This window comes from Natrarchaeobius halalkaliphilus, from assembly GCF_003841485.1.
GTDB lineage: Archaea > Halobacteriota > Halobacteria > Halobacteriales > Natrialbaceae > Natrarchaeobius > Natrarchaeobius halalkaliphilus.
Genome location: NZ_REFY01000001.1, coordinates 360,327 through 383,368, shown reverse-complemented (window position 1 = coordinate 383,368; position 23,042 = coordinate 360,327). Strand labels below are relative to the sequence as shown.

Annotated in this window: 24 protein-coding genes and 1 other RNA gene; 17 read left to right on the top strand and 8 right to left on the bottom strand. The window is 64.4% G+C overall.

What is annotated here, in order from left to right; translation table 11 throughout:
• Nucleotides 1-2: 2 nt before the first annotated feature.
• The 3 genes from EA462_RS17150 to EA462_RS01890 are packed head-to-tail and all read right to left on the bottom strand — an operon-like array spanning nt 3 to nt 953.
• Nucleotides 3-164: a hypothetical protein gene (locus EA462_RS17150; RefSeq protein ID WP_165872005.1), complete on the bottom strand. Its 162-nt coding sequence runs from the start codon at nt 162-164 to the stop codon at nt 3-5.
• Nucleotides 161-331, bottom strand: coding sequence for a hypothetical protein (locus EA462_RS17145; RefSeq protein WP_165872004.1), 171 nt, complete (start codon nt 329-331; stop codon nt 161-163). The genes EA462_RS17150 and EA462_RS17145 overlap by 4 nt, the downstream gene beginning before the upstream one ends.
• Nucleotides 332-374: 43 nt before the next feature.
• Nucleotides 375-953, bottom strand: coding sequence for a cysteine hydrolase family protein (locus EA462_RS01890; protein WP_124176876.1), 579 nt, complete (start codon nt 951-953; stop codon nt 375-377).
• Between the two features lie 217 nt (nt 954-1,170).
• Between EA462_RS01890 and EA462_RS01885 the strand changes: the two genes are divergently transcribed.
• Both EA462_RS01885 and EA462_RS01880 read left to right on the top strand, forming a co-directional pair.
• Nucleotides 1,171-2,964: an Hvo_1808 family surface protein gene (locus EA462_RS01885; protein WP_124176875.1), complete on the top strand. Its 1,794-nt coding sequence runs from the start codon at nt 1,171-1,173 to the stop codon at nt 2,962-2,964.
• Nucleotides 2,965-2,994: 30 nt separating this feature from the next.
• A complete protein-coding gene (locus EA462_RS01880) occupies nt 2,995-4,146 on the top strand; it encodes a nicotinate phosphoribosyltransferase (RefSeq protein ID WP_124176874.1) in 1,152 nt (383 codons plus the stop codon).
• Nucleotides 4,147-4,475: 329 nt separating this feature from the next.
• On the opposite strand, the gene EA462_RS01875 is transcribed toward EA462_RS01880, so the two are convergent.
• Nucleotides 4,476-5,075: a TIGR00296 family protein gene (locus tag EA462_RS01875; protein ID WP_124176873.1), complete on the bottom strand. Its 600-nt coding sequence runs from the start codon at nt 5,073-5,075 to the stop codon at nt 4,476-4,478.
• A gap of 210 nt (nt 5,076-5,285) precedes the next feature.
• Between EA462_RS01875 and rnpB the strand changes: the two genes are divergently transcribed.
• The 4 genes from rnpB to metX all read left to right on the top strand — a co-directional run bounded on the left by rnpB (nt 5,286) and on the right by metX (nt 8,755).
• An RNA gene (gene rnpB / locus EA462_RS01870) (RNase P RNA component) lies at nt 5,286-5,692 on the top strand.
• Between the two features lie 84 nt (nt 5,693-5,776).
• A complete protein-coding gene (locus EA462_RS01865) occupies nt 5,777-6,067 on the top strand; it encodes a DUF5779 family protein (RefSeq protein ID WP_124176872.1) in 291 nt (96 codons plus the stop codon).
• 136 nt (nt 6,068-6,203) lie between these two features.
• A complete protein-coding gene (locus tag EA462_RS01860) occupies nt 6,204-7,550 on the top strand; it encodes an O-acetylhomoserine aminocarboxypropyltransferase/cysteine synthase family protein (RefSeq protein WP_124176871.1) in 1,347 nt (448 codons plus the stop codon).
• Nucleotides 7,547-8,755: a homoserine O-acetyltransferase MetX gene (gene metX / locus EA462_RS01855; protein ID WP_124176870.1), complete on the top strand. Its 1,209-nt coding sequence runs from the start codon at nt 7,547-7,549 to the stop codon at nt 8,753-8,755. The genes EA462_RS01860 and metX overlap by 4 nt, the downstream gene beginning before the upstream one ends.
• A gap of 138 nt (nt 8,756-8,893) precedes the next feature.
• Here metX and EA462_RS01850 read toward each other — a convergent pair whose 3' ends face one another.
• Both EA462_RS01850 and serB read right to left on the bottom strand, forming a co-directional pair.
• The gene (locus EA462_RS01850; RefSeq protein ID WP_243641341.1) at nt 8,894-9,337 is read right to left on the bottom strand and encodes a hypothetical protein; all 444 of its coding nucleotides are present in this window, start codon (nt 9,335-9,337) and stop codon (nt 8,894-8,896) included.
• 99 nt (nt 9,338-9,436) lie between these two features.
• Nucleotides 9,437-10,072 carry a phosphoserine phosphatase SerB gene (gene serB / locus EA462_RS01845; protein WP_124176869.1) on the bottom strand — a complete coding sequence of 212 codons (636 nt, stop codon included), beginning with the start codon at nt 10,070-10,072 and terminating at the stop codon, nt 9,437-9,439.
• A 218-nt stretch (nt 10,073-10,290) separates the two neighbouring features.
• On the opposite strand from serB, the gene EA462_RS01840 reads away from it, so the two are divergent.
• The 11 genes from EA462_RS01840 (at nt 10,291) to EA462_RS01795 (ending at nt 21,494) form a co-directional block, all read left to right on the top strand.
• On the top strand, nt 10,291-10,947 hold the full coding sequence (locus tag EA462_RS01840) for a cyclase family protein (protein ID WP_124176868.1): 657 nt from the start codon (nt 10,291-10,293) through the stop codon (nt 10,945-10,947).
• A 52-nt stretch (nt 10,948-10,999) separates the two neighbouring features.
• Nucleotides 11,000-12,466 (top strand): PAS domain-containing protein, encoded by a 1,467-nt coding sequence (locus tag EA462_RS01835; protein WP_124176867.1) that lies wholly within the window; start codon nt 11,000-11,002, stop codon nt 12,464-12,466.
• A gap of 90 nt (nt 12,467-12,556) precedes the next feature.
• Nucleotides 12,557-14,143, top strand: a complete 1,587-nt coding sequence (serA, locus tag EA462_RS01830; protein ID WP_124176866.1) for a phosphoglycerate dehydrogenase — start codon at nt 12,557-12,559, stop codon at nt 14,141-14,143.
• A 209-nt stretch (nt 14,144-14,352) separates the two neighbouring features.
• A complete protein-coding gene (locus EA462_RS17140; RefSeq protein ID WP_165872003.1) occupies nt 14,353-14,517 on the top strand; it encodes a hypothetical protein in 165 nt (54 codons plus the stop codon).
• 450 nt (nt 14,518-14,967) lie between these two features.
• Nucleotides 14,968-16,113 carry a 60S ribosomal export protein NMD3 gene (locus EA462_RS01825; protein ID WP_124176865.1) on the top strand — a complete coding sequence of 382 codons (1,146 nt, stop codon included), beginning with the start codon at nt 14,968-14,970 and terminating at the stop codon, nt 16,111-16,113.
• Nucleotides 16,106-17,260: a class I SAM-dependent methyltransferase gene (locus EA462_RS01820; RefSeq protein ID WP_124176864.1), complete on the top strand. Its 1,155-nt coding sequence runs from the start codon at nt 16,106-16,108 to the stop codon at nt 17,258-17,260. Before EA462_RS01825 ends, EA462_RS01820 begins: the two co-directional genes overlap by 8 nt.
• Nucleotides 17,261-17,511: 251 nt before the next feature.
• Nucleotides 17,512-19,635: a bacterio-opsin activator domain-containing protein gene (locus tag EA462_RS01815; protein ID WP_124176863.1), complete on the top strand. Its 2,124-nt coding sequence runs from the start codon at nt 17,512-17,514 to the stop codon at nt 19,633-19,635.
• Between the two features lie 135 nt (nt 19,636-19,770).
• Nucleotides 19,771-20,199, top strand: coding sequence for a hypothetical protein (locus tag EA462_RS17795; RefSeq protein ID WP_124176862.1), 429 nt, complete (start codon nt 19,771-19,773; stop codon nt 20,197-20,199).
• Complete coding sequence (locus EA462_RS17790) at nt 20,199-20,459, top strand: hypothetical protein (RefSeq protein ID WP_124176861.1); 261 nt, start codon at nt 20,199-20,201, stop codon at nt 20,457-20,459. Before EA462_RS17795 ends, EA462_RS17790 begins: the two co-directional genes overlap by 1 nt.
• 124 nt (nt 20,460-20,583) lie before the next feature.
• Nucleotides 20,584-21,120 (top strand): hypothetical protein, encoded by a 537-nt coding sequence (locus tag EA462_RS01800; RefSeq protein WP_124176860.1) that lies wholly within the window; start codon nt 20,584-20,586, stop codon nt 21,118-21,120.
• A 104-nt stretch (nt 21,121-21,224) separates the two neighbouring features.
• Nucleotides 21,225-21,494, top strand: a complete 270-nt coding sequence (locus EA462_RS01795) for a DUF7322 domain-containing protein (RefSeq protein WP_243641340.1) — start codon at nt 21,225-21,227, stop codon at nt 21,492-21,494.
• A 50-nt stretch (nt 21,495-21,544) separates the two neighbouring features.
• Here the strand turns inward: EA462_RS01795 and EA462_RS01790 are convergent, their stop codons facing one another.
• Together EA462_RS01790 and EA462_RS01785 are read right to left on the bottom strand one after the other, a co-directional pair.
• The gene (locus EA462_RS01790) at nt 21,545-22,294 is read right to left on the bottom strand and encodes a protein-L-isoaspartate O-methyltransferase family protein (RefSeq protein WP_124176859.1); all 750 of its coding nucleotides are present in this window, start codon (nt 22,292-22,294) and stop codon (nt 21,545-21,547) included.
• An 89-nt stretch (nt 22,295-22,383) separates the two neighbouring features.
• Entirely contained in the window at nt 22,384-23,037 is a 654-nt protein-coding gene (locus EA462_RS01785; RefSeq protein WP_124176858.1) for an HVO_0476 family zinc finger protein, read from the bottom strand.
• Nucleotides 23,038-23,042: the final 5 nt, after the last annotated feature.

Sequence of the window (23,042 nt, the reverse complement as noted above, 5' to 3'; positions counted from 1 at the left end):
TGTCACTCTCGAGCGACCATCCAGTAGCGGATCCCCAGATAAACCATCACGAGCGCGAACGTGACGGCGTACAGTGTCGCACCGGAGCTCGCGGCGACCACCAGCGCCGCCCCGTTGAGCGCAATGCCGAACACGTACATCGATCGAAGTCGTCGTCGGTTCACTCGCTCTCACCGCCGTATCGTCCCTCGAGGCCGTCGCTCTCGCTCTCGAGACCGTCCTCGGCGCGCGCCACCGATCCGTCTCCATCTCTCCGTCCGTCGAACCCGTCCATACCGTCTCCTTCGAATGCGCCGGTAAAAAGCCTCTCAGTCTGGATCGCTCCGTCCATCGGGTTCCTCCTCCGATTCCAGCGCCGACGTCGGTTCCACCGCTCAGTCGGCCTCGAACTCGAGATCGTCGCTTTCGGCCACCTCACCGAACAGCCAGTCGGCGTGTTCGAGCGAGTACTCGCGGTGGTCGTCCTCGATCGCGCCGATACAGTCCTCGAGCATGATCGGCCGGAAATCGCGTAGACCGGCACTGCCGCCGGTGTGGAGCACGCAGACGTTCGCGAGCGTGCCACAGATCACGAGGTCGTTGATTCCGCGGGCGTTCAGCCACCCCTCGAGTTCGGTCTCGTAGAAGGCGTCGTACGTGTGTTTCTCGACGACGTGATCGGCCGATTCGGCGGGCAGTTCCTCGACGATTTCGGCCTCCCACGACCCCTCGAGGACGTGTTCGCCCCACTGTTCGAACTCGTCGTAGTAGTGGGCGTCCTCGAACTGCTCGGGCGGGTGGACGTCTCGCGTGTAGAGGACGGTGACGCCGGCGTCGTGAGCGCGCTCGAGCAGGGACGCGATCGGCCCGATGACCGCCTCGCTGCCCGGTGCGTACAGCGCGCCGTCCGGGTGACAGAACCCGTTTTGCATGTCGACGACCACGACCGCCGTTCGTGCTGGCTCGAGGTTCATGATCGATCGTTCGAACGCGATCGTCAAAACGTTCTCGCCGGGGCGAGTGGACCGACGGAACGGCGTCGATCCACCGGACCGTACGGATCGACGGAAACGCGTAGATCGATCGGGACGTCTCGATCGACGGGGACGCGCGGCGGCACTCGGTTCCGGAGGCCGGTCCGACCGTCGTCCTTTTTGCCGTCGGTTCCGTACGAGCGCCTATCTATCTTCGATGAGGCCGACGCGAACGCAGATCGGCGTTGCTTTCGTCGCCGTCGCGGCGATCGCTCTCCTCGTGGTCCTCGCCAGCGGAGGCCCGTTGGGCGGCGCGTTCGGAGAGTCCGACCCGTCGGCCGACGGCTCGAGTGACGATCGGACGGTCGGCCCCGATACGACCGAGACCGTCGGCTACGTCGAAGGCTACTGGCACGACGACGACCTTCCCGTCGACGAGCGCGACGACGCAGCACTTTCGCCCGACGAACTCGAGGCCGTGGTCTATCGATCCATGGCACGCGTCGAGGAGATCAGGGGACTGACGTTCGAAAACGAGGTCTCGGTCGAGATCGTCTCGCGCGAGGAGTACCGAAACGAGAGCGACGATCTGTTCCGGAACGTCTCCGAGGGGGAACGACTCCAACAGAACGTCAACTTCGAGGCGCTGTTCGTCGTCGATCGAGCGACTGACGCCGAAGACGAGTTCGACTCGCTCTACGGCGGTGCCGTCGACGGTTACTACGATCCCGGAAACGAGGAGATCGTCGTCGTCTCCGACACCCCCGACGCGCCCGAAACCGACGAGATAATCCTCGGTCACGAGTTGCTCCACGCCCTCCAGGACCAGCAGTTCGACCTCTCGAGTTTCGATCGCGACACGATCGACCGGTCCGCCGCCACGAACGGCCTCGTCGAGGGCGACGCCGTCTGGGTCGAAACCGAGTACGAGCGTCGATGCGGCGAGGAGTGGACGTGCGTCCGTCCCGAGAGCGCGACGTCGTCGGCCGCGGACCTCAACTGGGGGCTGTACCTGATCGTCTACCAGCCCTACAACGACGGCCCCGACTACGTCGAATACCTCAGAGAGCAGGACGGCGGCTGGGCGGCCGTCGACGCCGCCTACGACGATCCGCCGACGAGCAGCGCCGAGGTGATCCGACCCGGCGACGACGGCGAGCGGATCGACGTCGGCGTTCCGGATCGCTCGAGCGACGACTGGACGCCACACGAAGTCGACGGGGAAGTCGCGACCGAGACCGTCGGCGAGGTGGGAATGGTCTCGATGTTCGCCGCCGGCGCGTTCGATGCCGACCGACCGACCGTGCTCGAGTACGACGCGGTCGTCACCGCCGATCTCGGATACGAGTACGACCAGCCCTACACCGACGGCTGGGCCGGCGACCAACTCGTCACGTACGTCAGAACCGACGACGGACCTGATGAACGGAGCGACGACGGTGGCGAACAGCAGGCCGATGACGCCGACGGATCGGCCGACGCCGTCGAGGAGACGGGCTACGTCTGGCGGACCGAGTGGCGGACCGACGAGGACGCCCGGGAGTTCCTCGATGGCTATCTATCGCTCCTCGAGGGCTACGACGCAGAACCCGTCGACGATCGGGCGAACACCGTCGAGATCGAATCCGACTACCCCGGCGCGTACGCCGTCGATCACGACGGCCAGTCGGTAACGATCGTTCGCGCGCCGTCGGCGGCCGCGATCGACGAGATCCACGCCGATATCGACCCCGACGACACCGACTCGTTCGAACTCGAGGACGACGAGGCCGACGCGACGGGAACCGGCGATCCGACCGAAGACGAAGCCGGTGACGAGGTCGACGCGATCGGCGGGACCGGAGCGGGCGGCGATTCCGTCCTCGTCGTCGCAACGGTCGTCGCGGGGACCGGAGTCGCGATCGTCGTGCTCAGACGTCGTCGCTCGAGCGCTGGAGAATCGAGCGTCGAGTCCGAACTCGTCGCGACCGAAGCGGCCGAACGAGGCCCGAAGGAACCCGGAGACGGGTAGCTTTTTTGTCCGGCGCGGGAAATCGACGGTATGTCAAACCCGTTCGGAATCGTTCCGTCCGAGGCGATCCTCGAGGGGACTGCAACGGACGCCTACTTCGAGCGCACCCGCGAAACCCTCGAGTACGCCGGACGGAACCCGACCGTCGTTGCCGAGGTGACCGCGGACCAGTTCCCGACCGGATCGTTCGAGGTGTTCACCGGGGTCCACGACGTCGCCACGCTCTTCGAGGGTCGATCCGTCGACGTCGACGCACTTTCGGACGGCCAGCTGTTCGACGGCGGCCCAGTTTTACGAATCGAGGGTTCGTACCTCGAGTTCGCTGAACTCGAGACCTCGCTGCTCGGGTTTCTCTCCCAGCCGAGTGGCTTCGCGACGGCCGCACTCGAAGCGCGGCTGGCGGCACCCGATTGCTCGATCTTCTCGTTCGGCGCGCGCCACGTCCACCCGTCGATCGCGTCGACGGTCGAACGAGCCGCGCTGGTGGCCGGACTCGACGGCTTTTCACACGTCGCCGCCGGTAAGATCCTGGGACGAGCGGCCGGCGGGACGATGCCTCACGCGCTCCTGTTCTGTTTCGGCGAGGGAAATCAGGCCGACGCCTGGGAAGCGTTCGACGAGGCCGTTCCCGCGGACGTCCCCCGGATCGCGCTCGCGGACACCTTCTGGGACGAAGTCAGCGAGAGCCTGCTGGCAGCCGAAACTCTGGGCGACCGACTGGACGGCGTCCGCCTCGACACCACCGGTTCCCGTCGCGGCGACTTCCGACACATCGCACGCGAGGTTCGATGGGAGCTCGACGCACGCGGTTACGACGACGTCGAGATCTTCTGCAGCGGCGGACTCGACCCCGACGCCGTCCGGTCGCTCCGCGACGTTGCCGATGGCTTCGGCGTCGGCAGCCACATCACCGGTGCCGACTCGGTCGACTTCAGCCTCGACATCGTCGAGATCGAAGGCGAGCCGATCTCGAAGCGCGGGAAGCTCTCCGGCGTCAAAGACGTCTACCGGACGGGCGACGGCGGCCACCACGTCGCCCTCGCGAGCGAACCGGGACCGGACGAGGGCAGGCCGTTACTCGAGGCGCTGGTCCGCGACGGCGAGGTCGTCCGGGAGTTCGATCTCGAGGCGGCCCGAGAGCGGTGTCTCTCCGACGCCGATGTGGTCGGCTTCGACGGCTGATACGGACTGTTGTGAGTCATTGCCGGCGGGACCGCGATCCGTCCGTCAGTCAGGACCGATCCGACACGCCGAGGAGCACCGACGTGCCTCCGAGCGGCCACGCGGACGAGTTACAATCGTTGTAGGACCATCTCAGCGTGGACGCCGTTGTAGGACCATCTCAGGGTGGACCGAGCGAAAGCCCGCGCTCTCGAGCGAGAAGCGACGTCGACGACCGCACGCCCGCCGTCTCAGACGTTTGATCGCACCACAGACAGCGCGCTGTTCCTGCGAACAGATGAACCGCATCCGTTCCGCGCTTGCGTCGAACTAACCGACAGCAGCCCGCATCAGAGTTCTTCGATACTCCCGCCGGCGTCGCGCTCGCGGAAGACCTGCCCTTCGAAGAGCGTGACGACGACGTCGTCGTCCTGCCAGGCGCTCGGCGCGAGTTTGGCCTTCCGACAGGTCCGATCGAGGTACTCGCGTTCGCTCCAGCCGTGTTCGACCGGCACCGTCGGATAGAGCCAGCCGCCCTCGCCTCCGTCGATGGCGATGCCGTGCGTGCCGAGTTCGAGGTCGGCCAGCGGATCGTCGGTCAGCACGACGTTCTTTACGGCGCAGACGGAGACCGTGAGATTCGATAGCTCGGACGGGCTCACTTCGGAGCCACAGGAGTCTTCGCTCGCGGCTTCGATGGCCGCGTCGACGATGACGTGTCCGAGTTGATCACCCGACCGGTAGCCACCGGCACAGCCTCGCAGGCTGCCCCGGCCGCGCGTGGACTCGAGGCGGACGAACGCCCCGGTCCGCTCGTAGAACGCTTCGCGCATGCTCCCCGGTTGTTCTCGCTGTCCGTGTTGTACGTAGGATTCGACGGACTCACGCGCGAGTTTGACGGCGCGCGCACCGTCCTCGTAAGAAAGGTCGACGCCCTGTCGCTGGGACATACACCTGTACATGGAAGTAGTCGTCCTAAAACGCTTCCATTCGATTCGACGGTCGAACCAGTCGACGACCGAGGGACTTATTCGGCAGAAGACCCTACCCTAACCGGGAGAGAGAGCCTGGCTGCCGCGGTGACCCGACCGGCGACGGGACGGTCACACGGTGTGGTTCACCCTTCGAGGTGGACCGCACGCTTCGTCGGACGGCTCCGCGAGTCGTTCGGCGGACGCGAGGAAAGTCCCCCCACCCGTTCGGGCGGGTGACCGGGCGCAAGCCCGGAGCGCGAGACCGCTGGCTCTGGAACAGAAACGACACGTCTCGGCCCGACCGATGATGCGCGCGAACCCGACCGCGAGGAAGGGGAGATAACCCGCAGAGGGTGCGACTCGACGCGCCGCTGGTGCGAGAGTCGCCATCCGCGCGGTCGACGACCGTGGTTCGATTCCACGGGGGACGCTCGACGTCCCCGACCGTGGGGAGACGGCCGAGGATCGATGGAACGGCGAATCCTCACCGGTGCAAGTCCGTGCCGTGGTAGCCCGAACGTCCCGCGGCATCCCCGCGGACGGCGCGGACGCTCAGCCGAATGCCGGGACGAACAGAAGGGGGCTTACTCCTCTCACCCAGTTTCTATCCGCCGAGCGATGACTTTTTTCCGACGACCAGAGGAACGTTTTTCCCGTCGCGCTTCGAGGCAGCCACCATGAGCGATTTCGATCTCGATCTTCGGACGGTCGAGGAGCACATCGACGAAGAGCTCGACCTCGAGGGCAGCATCGTTCTCGGCATCCTCGATGGGACCACGCCGCCGGAGTCCTGGCTCGAGGCGATTTCGAGCGGAAACGCCCTCGTTCTCTGCGTCGAGGGAGACGTCAACGAACTGGCCGCCGGCTTCGCCCGCGACGTCAGGGAATCCGGGGGAAACCTCGTTCACTTCCGCGGATTTCTGCTCGTGACCCCGCCGGGCGTCGACGTGAACACGGATCGACTGTAGTCGATTCGACCGCCCGAAACGGGCAAGAACAAGCAATATCGATCAGAAACTGGTAAGGTTGTAAATCATACGCACACGTAGCGGTTTTTGCCGTTACTGAGACGCATATGAACGTGGAGGAGTATGCATACTAAACATGAGCGACGACGCGAGCGACGAGTCCGACGGCGACTCGGACTGTCTCGAGCGGGGACTCGGGACACGAAGCGTACACGCCGGCCAGCGCGCCGATCCGAACACCGGTGCGATGGCACCGCCGATCTACCAGACGACCTCCTACGTCTTCGAGGATGCCGATACCGCCGCCGCCCGCTACGCACTCGAGGACGACGGCTACATCTACTCGCGGATCAGCAACCCGACGGTTACCACGCTCGAAGACCGCCTCGCCTCCCTCGAGGGCGGTGCCGGAGCGGTGGCGACGGGAAGCGGCATGGCCGCCCTCGATTCGGCCGTGTTGATCCTCGCGCAGGCGGGCGACAACGTCGTCTGTTCGACCGACACCTACGGCGGGACGACCGCGTACTTCTCGAAGACGGCGACTCGTCGGGACATCGAACCGCGATTCGTCCCGACGCTCGAGTACGACGCCTACGAGGCAGCGATCGACGAGGATACCGCGTTCGTTCACGTCGAGACCGTCGGCAATCCCTCGCTCGTCACGCCGGATTTCGAACGCGTCGCGGCGATCGCTCACGATCACGGCGTCCCCCTCGTCGTCGACAACACCTTCGCGACGCCCGCTCTCTGTCGCCCCCTCGAACACGGCGCGGACGTGGTCTGGGAGTCGACCACCAAGTGGCTCCACGGCTCCGGGACGACCGTGGGCGGCGTCCTCGTCGACGGCGGATCGTTCCCGTGGGGCGACCACGGTTACGACGAGATCGCCGGACAGAACCACGCCTACCACGACGTCGACTTCTCGCGTGACTTTCCCGAGGCACCGTTTGCGGAGACCGCGCGCTTTCGCTCCCTGCGGAGCCTGGGCAATCAGCAGTCGCCCTTCGACGCCTGGCAAACACTGCAGGGACTCGAGTCGCTACCCCTGCGCGTCGACAAACACTGCGAGAACGCCGCCATCGTCGCAGCGTTCCTCGACGATCACGACGCCGTCTCCTGGGTGACCTATCCCGGACTGGCCGATCACCCGACCCACGACAACGCCTCGCGCTACCTCGAAGAGTACGGCGGCATGATCGCGTTCGGCCTCGAGAACGGCTACGAGGGCGGCAAGCGCTTCTGTGAGAACGTCGAACTCGCGCAGTTCCTCGCGAACATCGGTGACGCGAAAACGCTCGTCATCCACCCCGCGAGCACGACACACGGCCAGCTTTCGCCCGACGAACAGGAAGAAGCCGGCGTCACGCCCGATCTCGTCAGGATGTCCGTCGGGATCGAAGACCCCGAGGATATTCTCGCGGATATCGACCGAGCGATCGAAATCGCAACGCGGACGACCACCGGAGAACAGCCACGACCATGACGACGAGAGACACCGTCACCATCGGCGCGTTCCAGTTTCTCTCCGGCGAGTCGGTTCCATCGCTCGAGATCGCCTACGAGAGCTACGGCGAGTTCGACGGGACGAACGCGGTGTTGATCTGTCACGCGCTGACGGGTAGTTCACACGTCGCCCGCCGACCCGATGCGGGCGACGACACCGCGGGTCAGGCCCGCGCGTGGTGGGGCGACGTCGTCGGTCCCGGAAAGGCCATCGACACAACCGAGTACTTCGTCGTGTGCGCGAACGTTCCGGGATCGTGTTACGGTTCGACCGGACCCGCGAGCACGAACCCCGAAACCGGCGACCCCTACGGCACCGACTTTCCGCCGGTGACCGTCGGTGACTGGACGCGGGCCCAGCGAGCGCTCCTGGACGAAATCGGCGTTGGCCGCCTCCACGCCGTCGTCGGCGGTAGCGTCGGCGGAATGAACGTTCTCGACTGGCTGCGGCGATACCCCGATGACGTCGAATACGCGGCGTCGATCGCCGCTGCCGCCCGACTCGATCCCCAGTGTCTCGCACTGGACACCGTCGCCAGACGCGCGATCACGACCGATCCGGACTGGAACGGCGGTCACTACTACGGCGGTCCCGAACCCGTCGACGGACTGGCCCGAGCGCGCCAGATCGGTCACATCATGTACCTCTCGAAGGCCTCGATGGCCCGGAAGTTCGGCCGCCGGTCGGCGGGCCGGGAGACGGTTCGCGAGAAGCCGCCGGATCCCGCGGCCGCCTTCTTCCCGTACCGGGAGGTCGAGTCCTACCTGGATTACCAGGCCGAGAAGTTCACCGATCGGTTCGACGCGAACAGCTACCTCTACATGACGCGCGCGATGGACGACTTCGATCTGGCCGCGGGCTACGAGTCCGACGCGGACGCGATCGCGGCGTTCGAGGGCGAACTCCTCGTGCTCTCGTTCACCGGCGACTGGCACTTCACCGTCGAGCAATCCGAAGCGCTGGCCGACGCCTGCCGGGAGACCGACGTCTCCGTGGCCCACCACATCGTCGAATCGGACCACGGCCACGACGCCTTCCTCGTCGAACCCGAGAAAGTCGGGCCGCCGCTTTCGGACCTGCTCGCCGTTGGCCTCGAGGGGCGCTCGATCACCGACACCGAGGACGAGGAAATCGACGAGCCGGAGGCGTTCGCGCCGGTCCACACGAGCCTGTTCTCCGAGTGACGGTCTCCGAGCGGTGTTCTTCGAGCGAGTTCGAACGCCGGACGACCGCGCGTCGATCGCTGAGAGACGGGTCGCCTCGAGCGACCCGGCGAGACGAACGGCCCGGAGCGGTCGACTCGGGCGTGTGGATATCGACGATTACTGCTCGCCGGGAACGGGGTCGTGGGTGTTCTCGAGGCCGACACGCGGACCGTCGCGGGTAACGTGGGTGTTCTCGAGGGTAATACGTGAATCACCGCGGGTAATATACTGTTCTCCGAGAACGCGATCCGAACGGCGGCGATCGATCCATCGGCGGACGTCGTCCGCGAACAGGGAGAGATCGCTCGAGGCGAGCAGTCCTCGAGACGTCGGTGACCGGACCAGCGCGATCATCGACCACATCGTCCCCGCGGCGAGCGACCCGGCCGCGGAGAACGTCATACCGAGCGTCGCGAAGGTTACGGCGTAGACGAACCCGATCCCCATCGAGGGTAAACTCGTTCCCAGCGGGACGCGGGCGGTCGCATCGCGCAACGTCGGCGCGAGAAAGACGATCGAGAGGCCGCTACCAATCATGAATACGAGATCTTGCCACATCATCAAAGCATCTTACTCGACCTCGAGTAAATAACCTTCTCGGTCCGGAAATCAGCTGTTTCACCGGAAACTCACGCCACGACGAGAGTCACGGCTGGGTACCTACAGAACGCCCTCGTCGACCAGCGTTCGACGAGCTTCGGCCATCGAGGTAACGACGACTTCACAGTGTGGTTCGACCGCGGGTTTCGGATCGAATCCGATCGAGAGACCCGCCACCTCGAGCATCGGAAGATCGTTCGCGCCGTCACCGATCGCGACCGTCTCCGCGAGATCGACGCCGACGTCGGCGGCGAGCGTCTCGAGGGCGTCGTCTTTGGTCCCCTCGACGAGCGAGCCCTCGACCTCGCCGGTTAACTCGTCGTTACGGATCGGGAGACGGTTCGAGACGATGTGATCGACCGACACGTCCTCGCGCTCGAGTGCGGCCGCGACGCCGCGTTCGAAGCCCCCCGTCAGAATCGCGGTCGTCACGCCCGCCTCGTTGAGTTCCGCGATCAGGTTTCCGGCACCGGGACGGAGGACGACCTCGTCGAACGCGGCGTCTGCGTCCTCGGCCGGAAGCCCCTCGAGCAGTGCGGCACGCTCGCGTAGACTCTCGGCGTAGCCGATCTCGTCGTTCATCGCGCGTTCCGTGATCTCGGTCATCTCGTCCGCGACGCCACAGCGCTTGCCGAGCAACACGGTCATCTCGGAGTCCGATAGCGTTCCGTCGAAATCGAAAGCGACGACTGTCATCGATCCCCGATTGTGGGGCCCCGAATAAACCAGTTCAGGTTTCGATCTAGCCGACGAGGCGGATCAGTGCGACTCGACCGGGACCAGCAGTGGACGCCCATTCACACGATACTGGGGGAACCGTATCGCCACACTCTCCGAGTTCGGCTTCTCGACGAGACGGCGCTCGAGCGGCCGTTGCGATACCGCTTTGGTCCCCCGTTCGAACGAGTACTCACGTGTACCGCGATCTGACCCACCCGATCCGAACGGGAATTCAAATATATCCGGGTGATCCCGAGGTGAGCGTCTCACCCGCGGCGACGGTTTCGGAGGACGGCGTGGCCGTCCAGGAGATCTGCTGTGGCAGTCACACGGGAACCCACATCGACGCGCCGAGCCACACCGAACCGGACGGGACCGACCTCGACGACCGCCCCATCGGAGAGTACGTCTTCGACGCCCGCTTCGTCGACATCGCTCCGTGTTCGCGCCGCGAGCGGATCGAACCCGACGCGGTGGTTCCGGCGCTCGCCGACGACGATGAGTCTCCGGACCTCCTGGTCGTCCGAACCGGCTTCGACGAGCACTGGAACACGGATCGCTACCTCGAGCACCCCTACCTCGCACCCGAGACGGCCGTTGCCCTCCGCGAACTGGGCTGTGGCGTTGCACTCGATACGCTCAACCCCGATCCGACGCCGACGGCGAACGCCGCGGACGACGAACCCGACGGCTTTCCCGCCCACCGCGCGTTGTTGGGTGCCGAGTTGCCGATCATCGAGAATCTGACGTCTCTCGCTGGGCTTCCCGATCGATTCAGGCTCTATGCGTTCCCGCTTGCGGTACAAAACGCGGACGGCTCTCCGATTCGAGCTGTCGCCGCGGTCGAATGACGCGCACCCCACAGGTATTTCAGGCCTGACCAATTTCTTGAACTGACGGACAATGACTCGAGGGAACAGGTCGGACGACCCCGGTGAGATCGATTCCCTCGGATTGCCACGTCCGCCGTTCGACGAGCCGGATTTCTTCCGACAGCTCGTCGCAAACACCTCGGAGGGACTGCTCACGATCGACGAGGGGAGTACGATCCTGTTTGCGAACCCGGCGATCGAGGAGATCCTCGGCTACGCGCCCGAGGAACTGGTCGGCCGCTCGAAGATGACGATCATCCCGGAGCGACTTCGTCCCGCACACGCGGCCGGACTCGAGAAGTACATCCGAACCGGCGAGAAGCATATCGACTGGGGCGGGATCGAACTCCCGGCCTTGCACAGGGACGGACACGAGGTTCCCGTGTTGGTGAGCCTCCGGGAGCATCGCCTCAGCGGACGGCGCGTGTTCACCGGCCTCTTTCGTGACATCTCCGAGCGGAAACACCGCGAGCGCCGGTTCGAGGCCGTCTTTAACAACACCTTCCAGTTCACCGGCCTTCTCGAACCGGACGGAACGCTGATCGAAGCCAACGAAACCGCGATCGAGTTCGCCGGGATCGACCGCGACGACATCGTCGGCAAACCGATCTGGGAAACCTTCTGGTTCCAGTCGAACGAGCAGGCACGAGCGATCGCCAAAGAGGGAGTCGAACGCGCTCGAGACGGCGAGTTCTTCAGACGGGAGGTCCGGATCCGCGGCGTCGATCGAACGGCGATCATCGACTTCTCGATCCGACCGATGACCGACAGTCAGGACGACGTTCAGTTGCTGGTCCTCGAAGGACGTGATATCACTGACCTCAAGCTACGCGAACAGCACTTGCAGCTCCTCCACCGCCTCCTCCGGCACAACCTTCGCAACGATCTCAACGTCATCAGCGGCTTCGCGGAGACGCTCGAGTCCGAACTCGAACACCAAAAACACGCCGCCTACGCGGCCGAGATCGTCGCGGCAGCCCGCGAGCTAATCGGGATGAACGAGACCGCCAAACAACTCGCGGACGCAACGCTGAGCCGGGACCGAATACAGCGTTCGATCGCGCTCGACGACGTTCTCGTCGAGGTGGTTTCGGATCTCCGTGACCGGTATCCGTCTGGAACGGTTTCCGTTACCGGACGCCTCGAGTCGACCGTCGCCGCCGACCGTCGCCTGCACACCGTTCTGAGCGAAATCCTCGAGAACGCGATCGTACACGCACGCAACGACGATCCGCTCGTCGAAATCTCGGTAGCCGAGTTCGACGAGACGATCGGCGTCGTCGTTGCCGACAACGGTCCCGGTATTCCGGAAACGGAACGGACGGGAATCTTCAACGAAGAGCCGGTGACACAGATGAACCACGGAAGCGGTCTCGGCCTGTGGCTGGTCGAATTGATCCTCGACGACTACGGCGGCTTTCTCGAGTACGAACCGCGCTCCGACGGCGATGGAAGTCGCGTCACGATTCACCTTCCCAGGCCGCCAACCGATGCGTGAACGCGTTTGATTTATCCGTTCGGAACGGTAATTCTTGCCTCCTTCGGACACAACGGAAGGGTTTACCCGTTCCGCACGAGTTCCTCGCGCATGAAGGTGCTGGTCACGGATCCGATCGCGGACGCGGGTCTGGACGTACTCAGAGACGCCGGCCACGACGTCGAAACGGGCTACGAACTCGAGGGCGAGGATCTCCTCGAGGCGGTATCGGACGCGAACGGACTGATCGTTCGCTCCGGAACCGAGGTTACCGAGGCGGTGCTCGAAGCCGCCGAGGAACTCGTTATCGTCGGACGCGCGGGTATCGGCGTCGACAACATCGATATCGACGCCGCGACCGACCACGGCGTGATCGTCGCGAACGCACCCGAAGGAAACGTCCGCGCGGCGGCCGAACACACCGTCGCGATGACGTTCGCGACCGCGCGTTCGATCCCCCAGGCTCACGCGCGACTGAAAGCGGGCGAGTGGGCAAAAAGCGACTATCTCGGCGCTGAACTCGACAACAAAACCCTCGGCGTCGTCGGCCTCGGCCGCGTCGGCCAGGAGGTCGCAAAGAAACTCGACTCCCTCGGGATGGACATCGTCGCGTTCGATCCCTACATTTCCGAGGAACGCGCCGACCGGATCGGTGCTGAACTCGTCGAGTTCGAGGACTGTCTCGACGCTGCCGATTTCCTGACGATCCACACGCCCCTGACTCCCGAAACGGAGGGAATGATCGGTGAGGACGAACTCGAGTTGCTCGAGGGCGGCCGCCTCGTCAACGTCGGCCGCGGTGGGATCGTCCAGGAGGACGCACTCGCCGCGAAGGTCGAGGACGGAACGGTCGCGGGAGCGGCGCTCGACGTCTTCGCGGAGGAGCCGCTGTCCGAGGACTCGCCGTTGCTCGATCAGGACGGGGTCATCGTTACCCCCCACCTCGGCGCGTCGACCGAAGCGGCACAGCAAAACGTCGCGACCTCGACGGCGGAACAGGTCGATGCCGCACTCGCCGGCGAACCCGTCGCGAACGCGCTCAACGCCCCATCGATCGACGAGAGCGCGTTCCCGCGTCTCGAGCCGTACATCGAGATCGCTGACACCGCCGGCAAGGTCGCCGCCCAGTTGCTCGACGGACGCATCGAGCGCATCGAGGTCGCCTACGAGGGCGATATTACGGACGAGGACGTCGAGTTCGTCACCGCGAGCGCGCTGAAGGGGGTCTTCGAACCGCTCGAGTGGCAGGTCAACGCCGTCAACGCCCCACAGATCGCAGAGGACCGCGGCGTCGACGTCACCGAATCGAAGAGCCACCGGGCCGAGGACTTCCAGAGCCTGATCTCGGTCACCGTCGGAAACGAGGGCGAGGAGGTCTCGGTCGACGGCACCCTCTTTGCGGGCGACGATCCTCGGATCGTCCGCGTCGACGGCTACCGCGTCGACGCCATTCCGCACGGCAAGATGGTCGTGACGCGAAACACGGACGAACCGGGCGTCATCGGCCTCATCGGAACCGTCATGGGCAAACACGGCGTCAACATCGCTGGCATGTTCAACGCCCGCGAAACCATCGGCGGCGAGGCGCTGACGGTGTACAACGTCGACGGACAGGTTCCCGAGGCGGCCAAGGACGAACTCAACGAAGACGAGCGAATCATCGGCGTCAACTACATCACGCTCAACGGCCAGAACTGAGTATTCGATTCCGTAACTGAGTATTTCGTTCCGTAACTGAACGGTCGACCGTCCTCTTTTCGAGTACGGCGCGTCTCGAGCGTCTAACACCCTCGAGTCGCAACATCCTCGGTGATACGACTGTTCGCCAGCACCGACTGTCAGCCGTGTTGTGGCTTTCCGACCGAGGATGGAAACGATTATTGTTGTTGTCGAATTCGGTTCGTGTTATGGCCACGACGTCACCGGAGAAACGGCGAACCATCGGCGTCTGCGAGCGCTGTGGAAAGCCGACCGTCGTCTGGGTCCACCCGGACGGATCGGTTCGGTCGGTGAGCGGGCACAACGCGTGTCCCTGTCCGACCCCTTCGTTTCGACCCGTCAGAGACGGGTGAGACGGTCGGTATAAACGTACCAGTTCGCTCAGACGTGCTTGGCTGCCGTAATTATTGGTGTTTCTAGACTAACCCGACCCGAATTTCCAACCCCTTCGTTTCGCATGGAAACCACATGACAGGGTATCGTCTGACACGGTGGAACGAGCCCCCGTCTGACGAGCGGCTGACACGGATCGATACACAGTGTCTGACGAACGTCTGACACTGGTTCTGGATCGAAGATTCCGGCTCGAACGGGATCGATCGGGCTCGAAACCGGGCCTCGAACGACGGGAGTTCGATCCATCGAGCCTCCCGTTTCGGCTGGAGTTCTCACCGTCTGATACGGATTGCTGTAACGATTTACCGCTGGGACCGCAGACGGGTCGCGGTCCCACCGGCAATGGCTTACAATAGTCCGTATGAGAGAACACGTCGCTTAACTCCCTCAGACTCGAACGGGAATCAATGAGTGAGTCGCGCGCGTTCTGTCCTCGGTGTGGGGACCCCGTGGCGGAGCGGTCAGCGGATGAGGCGACCGCCGAAGGCGACGACGTCGCGTCGGACCCCCTTCGGCCGGGGTCCGAGGTCGAACTCTGTGATTCGTGTTACTTCGATGACTTCGACTTCGTCGACGCGCCGGATCGGATCGACGTCCGGGTCTGTGCCCGGTGTGGCGCGGTCCACCGGGGGAGGCGATGGGTCGACGTCGGTGCGGAGGACTACACCGACGTCGCGATCGACGAGGTGAGCGACGCACTCGCCGTTCACGTCGACGTCGCGGACGTCGCCTGGCAGGTCGAACCCGAGCAAGTCGACGAGAACACGATCCGAATGCACTGTTATTTCACCGGCGTCGTCCGAGGGACGCCCGTCGACGAGGAAGCCACCGTGCTCGTCAGGATCGCCCGACAGACCTGTACCCGCTGTGGCCGGATCGCCGGGGACTACTACGCGAGTATCGTCCAGATCCGTGCCGAGGGTAGAACCCCCGCGTCCGAAGAGACCGACCGCGCCAAAGAGATCGCCCACGAAATCGTCGCTGACATGGTAGCAACCGGCGATCGAAACGCTTTCGTGACCGAAATCAGTGAGGTCGACGACGGGCTGAATATCAAGGTCTCGACCAACAAGATCGGTAAAAAGATCGCGAACAAGACCGTCGAAGAGTTCGGCGGAACGGTCACCGACGCAGAAACCCTCGTCACCGAGGACGAAGACGGCAACGAAGTGTATCGCGTCACCTTCGCGGTTCGCCTGCCACCGTACACGTCGGGGGACGTCATCGACCTCGAGAACGACGACGGTGGCCCGGTCCTGGTTCGCAGCGCACGCGGCAACCTGAAAGGCGTTCGGGTGACGACCGGCGAGCGTTACGAGGCGAGTTACGAGGAGGGAACGTCCCCGGACGCGCGAGCGCTCGGCACCCGCGACGACGCCGACGAGACGACGGTCGTCACGGTCGAAGACGAAAACGCGGTGCAGATTCTCGATCCCGAGACCTACCGCGCCACGACCGTCTCCCGACCGGACTACTTCGATCCCGGCTCGGAGACGGTTCCCGTGTTGAAAAGCCGCGCCGGTCTGCACATCCTTCCCGACGACGATGTCTGACGACGATTTCCCGAGCGAGTCACCGTCCGTCCGCGACGTCGTCGGGCGGACCGACGGCGAGACGGCGCTGGCCGCAGTCGTGGAGAAACCTCGCACGGAGACGGCCATCGAATCGCTGCGCGCCGAAGGCGTCTACGACGACTCGAGGCGCGTTCGCGAGACCGAGTCGGGAACGATCGCGCTGCCGGTGACGGAGCCGCCATCGGAGACGCCGGTACTCGAGGTGGTTCGTCAGCTCGACCCCGAGGTGCGACTCACCGACGTCGAGGACGTTCTCGGAGCGCGCGGGTGGAGTACCGACGACCTCGCGACGGTCCCGAGTTCGTGGGCCGTCATCGGCTCGGTCGTGATGGTCTCGGTTCCAGCGGACTGTCCCGACGAACTCGAGCTGGCCGATGCGTTACTCGAGGTTCACGGCGAGGCCGACAGCGTCCTGGCCGACGAGGGGATCGCAAACGATGGTGTGGCGGGGACCCATCGTGAACCGAGGACGCGACTGCTCGCCGGCGATCCGGACACTGAGACGGTCCACACGGAACACGGGACGCGGTACGGACTCGATCCTGCGGCGGTGATGTTTTCGCCCGGAAACCAGGCCGAACGCGCTCGGATGGGGGACGTCTGCGAGCCGGGAGAGCGGGTGTTCGACATGTTCGCCGGCATCGGTTACTTCACCCTGCCGCTCGTCCGGGCCGGCGCGGACGTCACTGCGACCGAGATCAATCCGACCGCGTTTCGCTATCTCGTCGAGAACGCGATGTTGAACGACGTCAGCGAGCGCGTCGACGCCTACATGTCCGACTGTCGGGAGATCGCAGCCGACGTCGAGGCCGATCGGGTCGTGATGGGCTATTACGGGCGCTCGACGGAGGCGGCCCCCCCAGAGGACGAGTGTGGACGGGGAGGCGGAACGCGATCCGACGAGGCCGCCGAGTTTCTCCCGGCTGCGCTCGAGGCGCTGGTCCCAGGCGGCCTCGTCCACTATCACGAGGCGACGCCGGAACCCCGTCTCTGGGATCGGCCGCTCGAGCGCCTCGAGAGCGCGGCTGACACAGCCGAACGTGAGCTGACGGTGCTCGATAGGCGGCGGGTCAAAAGTCACAGTGCCGGCGTCGCTCACGTCGTCGTCGACGCCCGGTTCGAGTGAGGGGGCTGGACTCGGTCGAAACCGACGTGTGCCGGATGCGCTCCGGTCGTGACATTCATGCTTCCGGAGTGTGTCACGCTGGGTATGAACCGGAATCAGGTTATCGCGCTCGTCTTTGCGCTCCTCATGATGACGTCGATGATCGCCTGGGGCGCGCTCGCGGCGTTTTAGCCGAATTCATTACACTGATCCGACACGCATATAACCGCTCATCGAATATTTCATCGATGACGAGTGCGAAATAGAATACAATGAAGAACTCGATCGCCGTTCTCGTCGTCGACAACGAACCCGGCTTCGCGAAACTCGCCGGCGAAATGCTCGAGCGCCAGCGCAAGGAGATCGTCGCGGAGCCGACGACCAGTGCCACACGAGCGCTCGAGATACTCGAGGGGCGAGAGATCGACTGCATCGTCAGCGATTACGAGATGCCCGAGATGAGCGGGATCGAGTTGCTCGAGCGCGTTCGAACGGTCGACGCCGACCTTCCGTTTATCCTCTTTACGGGCAGGGGTTCGGAGGAGGTCGCAAGCGAGGCGATCGCGGCGGGCGTGACCCAGTATCTCCAGAAGGAGACGGGCAACGAACAGTATACGCTGCTGGCAAATCAGGTGACGAACGCCGTTCGCCAGTATCGCACCGAGGCGGAGTTACAGGCGAGTAAACGGCGCTACGAACGGACGCTCGCGACCGTCCACGAGACGACCAGGAACCTGATGCGAGCCGAAACGAAAGACGAGATCTATCGAGAGACGGTCGACACCGCTGCCGATATCCTCGACGTCGCCATCGCGGCCGCGTACTCGTTCGATCCGACCGATGGCGTCCTCAAACACGCCGCGTCGACCGAGTCTACACGGCAGTTCCTCGACCCGACGACGACGTTCGGTCGAGGGGACGGCCACGTCTGGGACGTCTTCTCGGAGGGAGACAGTGCCTATTTCGACGACACGAACGAGACGTCGATGGGCGAGGACGCACTGGCGGCCGAGGCGCTGAGCCGGAGCGAGCTGATCGTTCCGCTCGAAGCACACGGCGTATTACTCGCGGGAACGGAGGACGTCGACGGTTTCGACGAGACGATGACGGAGCTGTTTCACATCCTCGCGGCGAACGCCGAAGCGGCCCTGGATCGTGCAGAGCGGGAGGAGCTGCTCCGCGAGCACGACCGGACGCTCGCTCGACAGAACGAGGAGCTGACGAGACTCAACCACATCAACGAGGTGATCCGCGAGATCAACCACGGCGTCGCCCAGGCCTCGACGCGGACGGAGATCGAGCGGACGGTCTGTGAGCGGCTCGCGGACACCGAGCGATACCGATTCGCCTGGATCACCGCGAGCGAGGACGATCCGCCCGAGCCGACCGAGTGGGCCGGAATCGACGCGACGTACATCGATCACGTTCGCGCAGACGGGGAGCTGGCACCCGAAGCCGAGCTGGTACGCGAGACGCTCCGACGAGAGGAGATCGTCGTACTCTCCGACGTCCTCGAGGCCGACGGCTGGGATCGACGACGGACGGAGGCGCTCACATACGGCTATCAAACGGTGCTTTCAGTTCCTCTCGTCGACGGTGAACGCCGGTACGGCGTCCTGCTCGTTCACGTCAGCGGCGTCGATTCGATCAGCGAGAGCGAACGCGAGGTGTTTGCCGAACTCGGTGAGACGATCGGACACGCGATCCGAAGCGTCGAGCGAACCCGGGCGATACTCACCGAGAGCCGACTCGAACTCGAACTCGAGATGCGCGACGCCAGGGTCCTGTTCAACCGTCTCTCGACGCTGGCCGAGGGTCCGATAACGCTCGAGGGAATCATCGATCAGGGTGGCGATATCGTCGCGTTCGTCAGCGTTCCACCGACCGCGGAGTTGACTGGACTCGAGGAGAGTCAGGCGTCCATCGAGACGGTTTCCGTCGTCTCCGAGGGCGACGACGAAACGCTGTACGAAGTAACGCTCGCGTCGACGCCGTTGCTGAGCGTTCTCCGGGCGTACGAAGTGCGTTTGCGAGCGGCCACGGCCGAAAACGGCGTCGCGACCATCGTTCTCGAGCTTCCACAGCACGTCGAAGCACGGGCAGTAATCGAATCTATCAGGGACGAACACCCGGAGACGGAACTGCTCGCACGGCGTGAGACGACCAACACTCGTTCGACGAAACGCCTCGACTCCCGGCTCGAGGACAGACTCACCGACAAACAGTTCGAAGCGCTACAGGCAGCCCACTACAGCGGGTTTTTCGAGTGGCCTCGCGAAAGTACGGGCGAGGACATCGCGGCAGCACTCGACGTGTCGGCTCCCACCTACCACTACCATCTCCGTGCGGCCGAGCGAAAGCTCGCGACGCTGGTGTTCGACACCAATTCTAAATAATTAGAATAGGCGTTCCCGACCCTCTAAACAGATAGAAGCTATAATTAACCACCGTCCTGCCTTACCAAGAGATGGCGATCTGTATCAGACTGTCGCCACCCCCAATCCCCCACCCCCCACTTTCCGAGAGCTACATTGCCTCGAGAGTCCTCTCTGCCCTCGCTACAGCGTCACTTGCGGATTGCCGTCACTGACCAGCCAGTATCACCGGCGTACCCGCCACCGTGGGGCGCGTCGGAACTGACCGACAGCAGTCCGTTTCACCTGCTGGAACTCCTCGTCACGACCGACGGGGAAACGCGTATCGTCACGCAGTCCAGCGAGGCACACCGGATCGGAACCATCGCCTTCGACGATCTACACCGCGAGGAGTCCTACGGGAAGTGGAGCGCCTACGGTCAACGCAAGCTGGAAACCCTCCTCTTTGCGTACGAACTCGAGCGATGGCTCGAGGATTCGGGCCTCACGGAGACGAAAGCCTCGCCTGTCACCCCGGATATGCCGACACCGATCTGCAGTATCGTGGCCCCAGCGAATCGGGATCGCGGGTCCGGTACGCGATGATGAAACTCGCGAACTCGATCTTTGCCCAGTCGGCCGCTCGAGGTGTCCTCCCGATGCTGTACGCCGCGAGTGCGCCTCGAGCCGACGGCGGTACGTACTACGGCCCCGGCGGCCCCTTGAACATGCGCGGTACGCCGACGCGCCAGACCTCGAGCGATGACTCTCGAGACGAAGCGGGTGCCGAACGGCTGTGGACGAAAAGCGAATCGCTCACCGGTGTCAGCTACGAATTCGATGCGCTTTCCTCCGACGGTGCGTGATGTTTGATTCCCGAAATCTCGCTGTGCCTGCCGCCGAGATCTCACCGCCTGAGACCGCCCAGGCAGTGCCTGAGGGGTTTCTGGGAGCGTAATACTATGGGTGACCGGTCGCTATCCAGAGTTGATGAGGCTCACGCGACGAAATGCGATTCTCGGTCTGGGGACGCTCGCCGCTGGAACCGGTGCGATCGCTGCGACCGGTGCGTTCGATACGGTCGAGGCGGACCGAGAGGTATCGGTCGAGTTCAGTGACGACTCGGATGCGACGCTGACGATGGTTCCGAATCCGGATCGTGAGGGTAATGATAACTTCGGTGAGGGGGAGACACTCGATGTCTCCCAGACGGACGGAGAGATCCAGATCAGTCTGAACCGAATCAATCGAAACGCGAGGGTGACCTTCAGCGACCTCGTCCAGTTTACGAACAACGGGAGTCAGGATATCACCAGCCTGAGCTTCAGTCTGGACCAGAACGAGGGAAGTCACGGCACGCTCGAGGTTGATCCCGACGACGAGAACATCCTCGAGGACGATCTGGACGTCGGAGATAACGTCGTCGGCCTCGGCCTGGTGGTCGACACGCTCGGTGAAGACCTGCCACCGTCCGAGGACATCGAGATGGACGGTACGATCACGATCACCGCCAACACTGCCGAGTGATCGAGAGGCGGACAGAATCGGGAAACGGCGACACGGGCGGTTCTGCGTTTTTCACCGGTGTGGGCGGCGAGTCACTCTTGTGCGTTGCTCACCGAGCGACTAGCGTGTTGGACCTGGACCCGCTGCTGGACGAAGACGAGCCGACGGGGGACCTCCAGGACCCGGTTCGGAAGATCGATTCCGAAACTCTGTTGGCGTTCATGTTCGCCGTCCTGTTCGCACACATCGGACTGTTCGCGACCAGCCTCGGGCTGATGCTGATCGGGTTCCGAGGACGGTGGGTCGTCGGGAGTGCGGTCGTCGTCGTCGGCGCTCTCGGGCTGGTCCTGACGGTCGCGGTGTACCGACGGTACCGGTCGAAATCCGACGCGTGATCGCGTCCTGGCGACGGACCACTGTGCCCGCCCGGCGGGTGAACACTCCCCTACGAATCGATCGTTTCCTCCCACTGGACCCACTCCTGTTCCCAGCCGCGTCTCGACCGTGCGTGGCGACGGGCGTGTTCGCGGTCCTCACGGGCCGTCCGGTTTCGTTCGACGGCACCCGGCTGTTCGCCCTCGACGAGCAACGGATCGAACGAAACCGAGCCGAACCGCTCACGGCCTCCGTCCGGAGAAACCGCCTCGAGGCGCTGGCGGTGTGTCCCTCGCGGAAACACCAGGCGGCCGTCGTCCGACAGTTGCTCGAGCAGCGCCCGTGGCGGTTCGACGGCGGCAGCCTCGAGCAGGATCCGATCGAACGGTGCGTACTCGGGCAGTCCGTCGGCCCCGTCGCGACGGTCGACGAGAACCTCGTCGTAGCCGGCCTCGTGGAGGTTCGCCCTGGCTTCGAAGACGAGCGGCCGGGCGATGTCGACGGCGTGGACGTTTCGCGAACCCGCGAGTTCGGCGGCGATCGCCGCGGTGTAGCCGACGCCGACGCCGACGATCAGCACCGAACTCTCGCCCTCCTCGATCGACAGCGCCTGGAGCAACCTGGCGGTGGTTTTGGGCGCGAGGACGCGCGTTCCGAGGATTTCGTGCTCGCGGTCGGCGTAGGCCGTTCGCTCGTCGCCCACGAACACGTGACGGGGCACGTCGCGCATCGCGATGGCGACGGTCTCGTCGGTCAACACCTCCCGCGGCGGGGACTCGAGGCCGTCGACCATGTCCTCTCGCAGTACCGCTGCGTCCATAGTCGGGCTACCTCCTCCGATGGTATGAATAGCTCGCTTGCTCGGCCCGGCGTCGACGCCGACGATCCGACGGAAAAACCGGCGAGCCGTTACCAGGCAGACCAGGCACTCGAGGTCTGGTCGTAGGCGTAGACTCGCTTTACGTCCTTTGCGAGGACCATGTCTCCGCGCTCTTCGTACCGGTCGCGGTGATAGCCCGTGGTGGCGTCGCGAACGACGACGGCGTCGATTTCGAACTCGTCGTCTCCGAAGCTCTCGATCGCGCCGACTTCGAACTCGTAATCGCCGGGGACGTGAACCGTTATCCCCCGGCTATCGTCTCGCGAGCCGTCTTTCGGGTGAACGGTGACGTTGACCGCGACGTTGTCGACCTCGCGCGTCCAGACCGTCTCGATGTCCGTCGCGGCGGCTTCGTCCCTGCGCCGCTGCTGGTCGAGTTCGACGCTGGTGACCCGGACCGTCGAGAGCACCTCGTCGGTCTCGAGGATGAACTCGTCGCCAACCGAGACGGTCTCGTCTTCCGGCGTGGTGACGTTGGCCGCGAACGATTCTCCCTCCTGAGAGACGACGACGTCGAGGGTCACCTCCCGCTCGCGCTCCGGCTGCACTTTGTGGACGTGTGCACACTCGCTACAGCGGACGGTGATGGTTCCACCGCCGGTCGTCAACACCTCGTGGACCGTCTCGAGGTCCGGCGAACACGACGGACAGGCGGTCGGAACCCGATCCGGTATTTCACTCATGGAGT

What these genes read in the sequence shown, in the direction of transcription:
- EA462_RS01890 (WP_124176876.1), bottom strand. Translation starts at nt 953, where the DNA reads ATGAACCTCGAGCCAGCACGAACGGCGGTCGTGGTCGTCGACATGCAA.
- EA462_RS17140 (WP_165872003.1), top strand. Translation starts at nt 14,353, where the DNA reads ATGGCCACGACGTCACCGGAGAAACGGCGAACCATCGGCGTCTGCGAG.
- EA462_RS01865 (WP_124176872.1), top strand. Translation starts at nt 5,777, where the DNA reads ATGAGCGATTTCGATCTCGATCTTCGGACGGTCGAGGAGCACATCGAC.
- EA462_RS01800 (WP_124176860.1), top strand. Translation starts at nt 20,584, where the DNA reads ATGAGGCTCACGCGACGAAATGCGATTCTCGGTCTGGGGACGCTCGCC.
- EA462_RS01790 (WP_124176859.1), bottom strand. Translation starts at nt 22,294, where the DNA reads ATGGACGCAGCGGTACTGCGAGAGGACATGGTCGACGGCCTCGAGTCC.
- EA462_RS01850 (WP_243641341.1), bottom strand. Translation starts at nt 9,337, where the DNA reads ATGATGTGGCAAGATCTCGTATTCATGATTGGTAGCGGCCTCTCGATC.
- EA462_RS01785 (WP_124176858.1), bottom strand. Translation starts at nt 23,037, where the DNA reads ATGAGTGAAATACCGGATCGGGTTCCGACCGCCTGTCCGTCGTGTTCG.
- EA462_RS01875 (WP_124176873.1), bottom strand. Translation starts at nt 5,075, where the DNA reads ATGTCCCAGCGACAGGGCGTCGACCTTTCTTACGAGGACGGTGCGCGC.
- EA462_RS01835 (WP_124176867.1), top strand. Translation starts at nt 11,000, where the DNA reads ATGACTCGAGGGAACAGGTCGGACGACCCCGGTGAGATCGATTCCCTC.
- EA462_RS01820 (WP_124176864.1), top strand. Translation starts at nt 16,106, where the DNA reads ATGTCTGACGACGATTTCCCGAGCGAGTCACCGTCCGTCCGCGACGTC.
- metX (WP_124176870.1), top strand. Translation starts at nt 7,547, where the DNA reads ATGACGACGAGAGACACCGTCACCATCGGCGCGTTCCAGTTTCTCTCC.
- EA462_RS01880 (WP_124176874.1), top strand. Translation starts at nt 2,995, where the DNA reads ATGTCAAACCCGTTCGGAATCGTTCCGTCCGAGGCGATCCTCGAGGGG.
- EA462_RS01825 (WP_124176865.1), top strand. Translation starts at nt 14,968, where the DNA reads ATGAGTGAGTCGCGCGCGTTCTGTCCTCGGTGTGGGGACCCCGTGGCG.
- EA462_RS01815 (WP_124176863.1), top strand. Translation starts at nt 17,512, where the DNA reads ATGAAGAACTCGATCGCCGTTCTCGTCGTCGACAACGAACCCGGCTTC.
- serB (WP_124176869.1), bottom strand. Translation starts at nt 10,072, where the DNA reads ATGACAGTCGTCGCTTTCGATTTCGACGGAACGCTATCGGACTCCGAG.
- EA462_RS17790 (WP_124176861.1), top strand. Translation starts at nt 20,199, where the DNA reads ATGAAACTCGCGAACTCGATCTTTGCCCAGTCGGCCGCTCGAGGTGTC.
- EA462_RS17145 (WP_165872004.1), bottom strand. Translation starts at nt 331, where the DNA reads ATGGACGGAGCGATCCAGACTGAGAGGCTTTTTACCGGCGCATTCGAA.
- EA462_RS01885 (WP_124176875.1), top strand. Translation starts at nt 1,171, where the DNA reads ATGAGGCCGACGCGAACGCAGATCGGCGTTGCTTTCGTCGCCGTCGCG.
- serA (WP_124176866.1), top strand. Translation starts at nt 12,557, where the DNA reads ATGAAGGTGCTGGTCACGGATCCGATCGCGGACGCGGGTCTGGACGTA.
- EA462_RS01860 (WP_124176871.1), top strand. Translation starts at nt 6,204, where the DNA reads ATGAGCGACGACGCGAGCGACGAGTCCGACGGCGACTCGGACTGTCTC.